The organism is Limnospira sp., assembly GCF_051859755.1.
GTDB lineage: Bacteria > Cyanobacteriota > Cyanobacteriia > Cyanobacteriales > Microcoleaceae > Limnospira > Limnospira fusiformis.
Genome location: NZ_JBIMLI010000188.1, coordinates 1 through 6,961, shown reverse-complemented (window position 1 = coordinate 6,961; position 6,961 = coordinate 1). Strand labels below are relative to the sequence as shown.

Here is a 6,961-nt window from a genome sequence, read left to right as displayed (position 1 = left end):
TATCCTCAACTCTTCTCGCTTATTAGACCCTATTGCCCTAAAATATTAACCTAATTTGAGATTAAATCATGCTCTCCTAGGATAGATTTCTACATGAATACTCTGTGATATATTTTCAGCCGATATATCTTCAAGAATATCTTGATAGCTATATTCTTGAGCCGTCTATCATCGTCGCATAAATTTTGGACCCGAATTGTATCAGATTATGCGCTTCCGTGGTGATCTGGATCAACTAACCTGTGAGGTACAATTTCAGGCGATCGCTACACCAACACCGATCCTAAAGTTAATCAAAGTTGATCAAAGTTTAGCTAACGATGCCATGTCGCTCCGAAAACATTATTGACCCCAACTATAGTTTTCATGAAGATCCCCGACTTGTCAAGCTACACTGTCTCATAGACGCTAACAGTAAGGAACTTCGCGATTATGAAATTACAACCCCTGACCCCTTCTGCTTCGGACTCGGTTTCTGATCATGGGGTATCTGACCAAATGGGAACTTGGACTATTGAAGATAGCGAGAAACTCTACCACATTCAGGGGTGGGGTGAACCCTACTTTTCTATTAATGCTGCGGGTCATATCACGGTTTCCCCACAAGGCGATCGCGGTGGGTCTATTGATTTATATGAGTTGGTCGAGTCTCTGAAAAAACGAAATCTGGGGCTACCTTTACTGATCCGCTTTCCTGATATCCTGGAGGACCGCATTGAACGCCTAAACGCTTGTTTTTCTAAGGCGATCGCCCGCTATAATTATCCGGGAGTTTATCGGGGAGTTTATCCGGTTAAGTGTAACCAAGAACGTCATCTGATTGAGGATTTGGTGCGCTTTGGGGAGCCTTATCAATTGGGATTAGAGGCGGGTTCTAAACCGGAATTGTTGATTGCTTTGGCTTGTCTGACTACTCCCGGTGCTTTACTGATTTGTAATGGCTATAAAGACCGACAATATATCGAAACCGCCATGTTAGCCCAACGGTTGGGACGTAAAACTATTGTGGTGATGGAACAGTTAGAAGAAGTGGAATTAGCCATAGCCGCTAGTCAAAATCTGGGGATACAACCGATTTTAGGAGTGCGGGCGAAATTGGGAAGCCGAGGTGTAGGACGTTGGGGAGGTTCCACCGGCGATCGCGCTAAGTTTGGTTTAACTATTCCCGAAATTATCCAAGTATGCGATCGCCTCCAGGGTTTGGGAATGTTGGATTGTTTGCAGCTTCTACACTTCCATATTGGCTCACAAATCTCCTCTATTAGTGCGATTAAAGATGCCATCCGAGAAGCTAGTCAAATTTATGTGGAACTCGCTAAATTAGGCGCTAATATGCAATATCTGGATGTCGGCGGCGGCTTGGGGGTAGATTATGATGGTTCTAAAACTAACGCCCCCGCTTCCAAAAACTACAATATGCAAAACTATGCTAATGATATTGTGGCGGAAGTTAAGGAAGCCTGCGAACAGGGAAAAATTGATGCGCCTGTTTTAATTAGCGAAAGTGGAAGGGCGATCGCTTCTCATCAGTCTATCTTGGTTTTTGATATCCTGGGAAGTAGTGAACCCAGCACCGCCAACCCTCCGAATATTAATGATGATGACCATCTCCTACTCAGGAATTTAGCCGAAACCTATCAATCTATTAATCCCGATAATTACCAAGAAGCCTATCACGACGCGATCCAGTTTAAAGGGGAGGCGATTAGTGTCTTTAATTTCGGTTACTTGAATTTACGCGATCGCGCCAAAGCTGAACAATTATATTGGGCTTGTTGTCATAAAATCCGCGAGATTATTCGAGACTTGGAAATTATCCCGGATGATTTAAAGTCTATTGAGCAGATTATGGCTTCTATTTACTATGTAAATCTCTCCGTGTTCAAGTCTGCGCCGGACTCCTGGGCGATTGACCAACTCTTCCCGATTTTGCCAATTCATCGCCTTAATGAAGAACCAACTCAAAGGGCGACTTTGGCAGATTTGACCTGTGATAGTGATGGTAAAATAGACCGCTTTATCAATTGGGGAGATTCTAAACCCATCTTGGAACTGCACCCCTTAACCCCTTCACAGCCCTACTATTTGGGGATGTTTTTGGCGGGCGCATATCAGGAAATTATGGGGAATTTACATAACCTATTTGGCGATACCCATGTGGTTCATATTCAACTCAATCCTCAAGGTTATCAGGTAGAATATGTCATCAAAGGCGACACTATGAATGAGGTTTTGGGTTATGTACAATATGACAGTGAGGATTTGGTGGAAAGTATCCGCCGCCAAACTGAAAAAGCCCTTCAGTCCCAGAAAATTACCATCGAAGAATCTCAGCTTCTCCTACAAAACTATGAACGCAGTTTGACCCAATATACCTATTTGACCTCTCACTGATGCTCAAATTTTACGGAATGACCCCAATTTCAGCATAAAATAAGTTAAAATATACAGGTTTCCCTAAAGGGGATAATTTGAGACTATGAAAGCACAAGAAAATCGTCGGGTTCGCAAAGCTGTCATCACAGCCGCAGGATTTGGTACTCGGATGTTCCCAGCCTCCAAAATGATTAAAAAAGAGTTTTTCCCTATAGTTGATGCTGAGGGAATCGCTAAACCTGTGATTCAGGTGGTCGTGGAAGAGGCTATTAATGCTGGAATTGAAGAGGTCGGAATTATTGTTCAATCGGGCGATCGCTCCTTATTTGAGGACTATTTCCAAGGGTCTCCTAAACCGGAATTTTGGCGGAAATTGTCCCCCAGTAGTCGAGACTATAGCCACTATTTACAAACCTTGGGGGAACGGATTACTATTTTAACCCAGGAACAACAAGAAGGATTCGGTCATGCGGTTTTTTGTGCCGCCCCCTGGGTGCATGATGAGCCTTTTATGTTACTATTGGGTGACCATGTTTATGCTTCCGATTTGGAGGTAAACTGCGCCCGTCAATTGTTGGAGGTTTATGAGAAAGTTCAACAGAGTGTTATCGGTGTGCGAATTACTCCCGGCGATCGCATTCAGCACTATGGTTGTGTAGCCGGAACTCCGGTTAAAGATTCTGATTATTTATTTGACCTGACGGAAATCTATGAGAAGCCAACTCTCAATTATGCGCGGACAAATATGCGAGTTCCCGGACTGGAATGGGATCGGTTTTTGACTATATTTGGGCTGTATATCATTGAACCGAAAATCTTTGACCTCTTAGCCGACAATATCCGCCATGATGTCCGGGAAAAGGGAGAATATCAACTGACTTCCTGTTTGCAAACTCTCCTAGAAAAAGAACAAATTACTGGGTATCTTGTCCCAGGTCGCTGTTTTGATACGGGTCTACCAGAAACCTATTTTAAGACTCTGGTAGAATTCCGCAATATCAAGACTAAATCCTAGGGAGTACAGCCGATTTAATCAGGGGGGGGTTTATCAGTTACCCTCCCCAACCTTCCCTCAAAAAAAGGGGAATTTAGCGGCTATACATTTGGGTTAAATAGCGCAGGCGATCGCACAAAGGATGCGTTAACAATGTCGAACTTTCGTAGCGCCAACGCCAGTTTCCCGCATTGGTGCTAGGGTCATTCATCCTCCCTCGATTATCTAATCCTAACAGGTCTTGAAACGGGAAAATCGCCAGGTCAGCAATGGAACTTAGGGCTAACCGAATTAACGCCCAATTAATGTCCTCAATGGCTTCTGGGAAAGCATACCCTAAATAGCCAGCCACGTGCTGACGAATTTCGGGACTCATGGTTTGCCACCAACCCACTGTAGTATCATTGTCATGGGTTCCCGTGTAAACAATGGAATTTCTGGTATAATTATGGGGTAGATAGGGGTGGCGAGAATCTTCCCCAAATGCGAACATGAGGATTTTCATTCCCGGAAACTCAAAGCGATCGCGTAACTCTTCCACCTCTGGGGTAATGATTCCTAAATCTTCCGCTAAAACTGGTAAACTTCCTAACTGTTGACCGAGACTTTCAAAAAATTCCGCACCCGGTGCGGTCACCCACTCCCCATTCAAAGCCGAAGTTTCCCCAAAGGGAACCCGCCAATAGGCTTCAAAGCCTCGGAAATGGTCAACCCGAACCCAATCTACATATTCCAACGTGGCGCGGAATCTTTCAATCCACCAAGCAAAATTAGTCCGTTTTAGTTCATCCCAATCATAAACCGGATTCCCCCAAAGTTGTCCGGTAGCACTAAAATAGTCCGGCGGTACTCCCGCAATATAGGCAGGGTTCAGGGTTTCTGGGTCTAGTTGAAAGTTGTTGGGCGCAAACCAGACATCAGCACTATTATAGCACACATAAATCGAGATGTCACCAATAATTTTAATGCCCTTATTGTTGGTGTAGCGTCGCAGTTGACTCCACTGTTCAAAAAACTTGAATTGCAGAAACTTATGGTATATAATCTGGGTGTGGAGTTCTTCGGTTTTGGCTTGCAAGGCTTGGGGTTCTCGGCGAGCGATCGCAGGTTCCCACTGATTCCAGTCTTTACCGTCGTTCTGCTCTAGGAGTGCCATAAATAGGGCGTAATCATTGAGCCAGGAGGCTTTTTGTTGACAAAACTCCTCGAAAGGATGGTTAGGTTGTGATTGTAGGGACTCCCAGAAGCAATCAAAGGCTTGTTTGAGGTATTGTCCTTTATGAGCAATGACCCTGGGAAAGTCAACCCGCTGGGGGTTATGGTTATCTGGTAGGGGTAGCAATTCCCGGCTATTTAGCAGCCCTTCTTCCGCTAGGCGATCGAGAGAAATCAACAGAGGATTTCCCGCGAAGGTGCTAAAGTTCATAATGTAGGGGGAATGCTCATAACCGGTCGGACCGAGAGGCAGAATTTGCCAAACTTTCTGGCCACTGCGTTCGAGAAAATCGATAAACTCATAAGCGGCACGTCCCAAGTCACCAATACCAAAGCGACTGGGGAAGCTGGTGGGGTGTAGCAAGATACCGCTGGCTCGTTCAAGGTGCATAATTAATATATATTCCCGTAGAAACCGCTTTTATTTATATCACACAAATGATGCTGGATCTACCATGTATAACATGACCAAAAAAGCTGACCGATATAGTTTTTACCCAACTCCTGAACAGGAAAACCCACCAGGGAGAACTTGGATTTTGTGTCCCCACAGTGTACAACATGGGTAGGGGCGAAAAATCGGGGTCTTTTACTAGCCATGAGGGCGGAAATATGATGAAACGCTTATGGCGATCGCCACGGCTGCTGAAATCTCTTGTGGACGGATGTTCTCATGTCAAGCCACTTACTTTAGGTAATAGCGAATATGAATAGTTTAGTTGATACTCTGAGTCAAGTTTTGATTATTGCGTATAAAGAGCCTACTCAACAATTAGAAGAATACTTGACCAAAGAAGGATTTGAATGTCTAGTTATTCGCCAAGAAGATAAGCCAGAATATCAGCACTTTTCTCCAAGTTATAGGTGTATGCTCAACCACCGTCAGGCTTGGGAAATAGCGACTCAGCAGAGCCAGCCTAGTTTAATTGTGGAAGCGGATTTTGTTCCGGTTTTAGAATTTGGACAACTGCCTTTACCTTTTGATAAGGAATTGCCTAATCTCGGAATTACCTGGATTTATACTTGCAGCCCTCAAGTATATTGGGTCTCTCCAGAAGGATATGCCGAAGGTTTTTCAACCGGTATGGTAGCTTATATTGTCAGCCCCAAAGCCGCAGAACTTCTCATTAAATTCTCCGAGAAAATCACCGAAACAACTCAGGGAAAAACTTATTCTACTTGGGATTCGGAAATAGATACATTCTTGCGCTCTCATAATTTGCAAAACTTTATTCCTTTCCGCAATTACGGAGAACACGGAGGTTTGGCTAACCCTGAACACCGCAAACATGGTTTAAGTCCTGGTCATCAAGCCGATGTTCTCTGGGGAGAAATAGCCTTTGATCCATTATATACCCAGGCATATAATCCCCAACTGATACGCGCTAAAGCCCGCCTTAAAGGCATACTGCGATTACTAGCAGGTTATTTTGTCAGAATCAAAACACTCCGAAATAGTAGAGTTCCTTGGCGGTTAATTAGCTTTAGTTTTGGTCGCCAACTGACCTTGAGATTATAGGGAAAAAACCTGTGTTAGGAATACCCCCTATACTACAGAGGTGGCTTTCTAGCTTAGAAGCCACTTTCTGAAAACATTACCCTCACCCTAAATCCGAATCCCGGGGGGGAGAGGGGCTTCGAGATAGTATGGCCCAACTTTTTGGCCACTGCGTTCCAGGAAATCGATAAACTCATAAGCGGCACGTCCCAAGTCACCAAGACCAAAGCGACTGGGGAAGCTGGTGGGGTGTAGCAAGATACCGCTGGCTCGTTCAAGGTGCATAATTAAGATATATTCCCGTAGAAACCGCTTCTATTTATATCACAAAGCGATCGCCTTTTTGGGGGGATTATTGCCTCGGTTAAACTTAAATGAATTGTGGGGTATAATAGAGGGTATCCCCCAGCACGGTTGATGCAAATCACAACTAAGAGCGATGGGGATCACCTGTTAAGGTGATCCAACTCATATGTAGTCGTCTGTATAATCACAGAAAAAATCAGCCACTTGAGGGAAGATATATATATAGTGGAGCATTGAGGTTAGGCACATGAGCAGCTACTATAACAGTATGACCAATTCTAGCGGTTCCCTTGAGGAAATGTTTGGTCAAGTGATGTTTTCCAGTGTGGTGACGACTGAAGACCGCCAAAAGTTGAAAGCTACCCTCCTCAAAGAAACCATCACCGAGGATGAACAGGCGATTATTAACCGCTTGTTGTACAATGTACGCCGGGGATGGGTTAGACTGATTGACTGAAGTTTCATTAGTAACCCGTGTTATCCACTGTTTTGCTTGTGTCCCACGGTAGTCGCGATCGCCGCCCTCAATTAGCTGTAGATAAGTTAGCACAACAGTTGAGCGATCGCCTCAA

General features: G+C 44.4%; 5 protein-coding genes and 2 pseudogenes. 5 read left to right on the top strand and 2 right to left on the bottom strand.

From position 1 onward, the window contains the following. Positions 1-432: 432 nt before the first annotated feature. A complete protein-coding gene (gene speA, locus ACTIE0_RS21815) occupies positions 433-2,394 on the top strand; it encodes a biosynthetic arginine decarboxylase (protein ID WP_006623438.1) in 1,962 nt (653 codons plus the stop codon). Between the two features lie 85 nt (positions 2,395-2,479). Further along, positions 2,480-3,391 (top strand): UTP--glucose-1-phosphate uridylyltransferase, encoded by a 912-nt coding sequence (locus ACTIE0_RS21810; protein WP_006623439.1) that lies wholly within the window; start codon positions 2,480-2,482, stop codon positions 3,389-3,391. 73 nt (positions 3,392-3,464) lie between these two features. Here the strand turns inward: ACTIE0_RS21810 and malQ are convergent, their stop codons facing one another. After that, a complete protein-coding gene (malQ, locus tag ACTIE0_RS21805; protein WP_006670653.1) occupies positions 3,465-4,976 on the bottom strand; it encodes a 4-alpha-glucanotransferase in 1,512 nt (503 codons plus the stop codon). 315 nt (positions 4,977-5,291) lie between these two features. Between malQ and ACTIE0_RS21800 the strand changes: the two genes are divergently transcribed. Further along, the gene (locus tag ACTIE0_RS21800; protein ID WP_006670652.1) at positions 5,292-6,104 is read left to right on the top strand and encodes a glycosyltransferase family 25 protein; all 813 of its coding nucleotides are present in this window, start codon (positions 5,292-5,294) and stop codon (positions 6,102-6,104) included. Positions 6,105-6,239: 135 nt separating this feature from the next. Here the strand turns inward: ACTIE0_RS21800 and ACTIE0_RS21795 are convergent. After that, positions 6,240-6,368: pseudogene (locus ACTIE0_RS21795) on the bottom strand (4-alpha-glucanotransferase); the annotation flags it as partial. A gap of 289 nt (positions 6,369-6,657) precedes the next feature. On the opposite strand from ACTIE0_RS21795, the gene ACTIE0_RS21790 reads away from it, so the two are divergent. Further along, positions 6,658-6,846, top strand: a complete 189-nt coding sequence (locus ACTIE0_RS21790) for a hypothetical protein (protein WP_006623445.1) — start codon at positions 6,658-6,660, stop codon at positions 6,844-6,846. A 17-nt stretch (positions 6,847-6,863) separates the two neighbouring features. Continuing rightward, positions 6,864-6,961, top strand: a pseudogene (locus ACTIE0_RS21785) (sirohydrochlorin chelatase); the annotation flags it as partial.